Raw genomic sequence first — 1,427 nt, forward strand, 5'->3', positions numbered from 1 at the left:
ATGAAGTGACCCCGTAAAGTTGGACATTTCTGTTAAGCGGCTTTCAAGGCCTGAGTTCGATATTCTATCGGAGTCAGGCCTTTTAGTTTCACTTTTATACGTTTGGTATTGTAGTACTCGATGTATTCTTTAATTTGCTCTATCAGAGCATCTGCATCTTCAAAGCTTTGGTTGTGATACATCTCTGTTTTGAGTAAAGCAAAAAAGTTTTCAGCAACCGCATTATCCAAGCAGTTACCTTTTCTCGACATGCTTTGCGTTAACCCACTCTCCGCTACCTTTTTTTGATACTGTCGATGGCGATATTGCCAACCTTGATCGCTATGTATAATTGGCTTTGAGTTGGGTTTAAGCTTTGATATGGCTTCCGTCAGCATATCCGTGACAAGCGGCAAGCAGGCATTTTTAGCCACTCTATAAGCAACCACTTCCTGAGTAAACAAGTCGACAACGGGAGACAAGTATACTTTCTGCTCTTTTACTTTGAACTCCGTGACATCAGTTACCCATTTTTCATCGGGTTGAGTCGCACTAAAATCTCTTTCAAGCACGTTAGGAGCTGCTGTTCCAGACTCTCCTCGATATGAACGATACTTTTTAATCCTGACCGTCGATTTAAGGTTGAGCTGAGCCATAAGCCTTTGAACCGTTTTGTGATTAAGCTCGAACCCCTGATTTTTTAGTTCCAAGTGAATTCGGCGGTAGCCGTATCGCCCCTTATGCTCATGATAAATTGACTTTATCAACCGCAGCTCACGTTCGTAGCTATTTGGGCGCTTGCTCGTTTGAGCCTGATAATAAAAGACACTTTTTGCCAGCTGTAGAGTGTGCAGTAAGTGCTTTAACGGGTATTTGCTTTTAAGAGTTAGAGCTATGACCGCTTTTTCTTTGTTCGACGGTTTTTTTCCTGCTCCAACTCTTCCAACTTTTTTAGAACGGCATTCTCGGTTCGTAAATAGACCAACTCCTCTTTTAGCTCCTCAAGTGTCATTTCATCATCAGGCTTAGTGGTACGTTGAGGTTGCTGTTTCATTGAGGGTCTTCCTTTCTGGCGCATTTTGAGCCCTTTGATACCGTGCTCATTAAATCGTTTGAGCCAGACAGAGAGTATCCCAGGGGATGAGAGGTTTAATACTGCGCTAGTGTGCGTGAGAGACCATTCATTCGTCCACATTAAATTCAATGCTTTTCGTTTTGTCTGAGCAGTAACCGCTTGGTTAGTTGGTAAAAATGAATCAGCACCATGGATGGCAAAGACTTGAGCCCAATACCGTATCTGTCTTGAAGAAATTGAATATTGTTTTGCTAAGTAGAGAGATGACGTGCCATCTAAGTATTGCCTAGCAATGATACATTTTAGCTCTCGGCTATATTTGGACATAAAAAGACCCCCAATAATTGGTGTCCAACTATTGGGGGTCAGTTCA

General features: G+C 42.3%; 2 protein-coding genes. Both read right to left on the reverse strand.

Features of this window, described 5'->3' with window-relative positions; translation table 11 throughout:
- Nucleotides 1-32: 32 nt before the first annotated feature.
- Nucleotides 33-875 (reverse strand): IS3 family transposase, encoded by an 843-nt coding sequence (locus tag AB4161_RS14380; RefSeq protein WP_106427119.1) that lies wholly within the window; start codon nt 873-875, stop codon nt 33-35.
- Complete coding sequence (locus tag AB4161_RS14385; RefSeq protein ID WP_372083516.1) at nt 872-1,381, reverse strand: helix-turn-helix domain-containing protein; 510 nt, start codon at nt 1,379-1,381, stop codon at nt 872-874. Before AB4161_RS14385 ends, AB4161_RS14380 begins: the two co-directional genes overlap by 4 nt.
- Between the last annotated feature and the right edge of the window lie 46 nt (nt 1,382-1,427).

Source organism: Vibrio sp. 10N.286.51.E5 (assembly GCF_041469125.1).
Lineage (GTDB): Bacteria > Pseudomonadota > Gammaproteobacteria > Enterobacterales > Vibrionaceae > Vibrio > Vibrio crassostreae_C.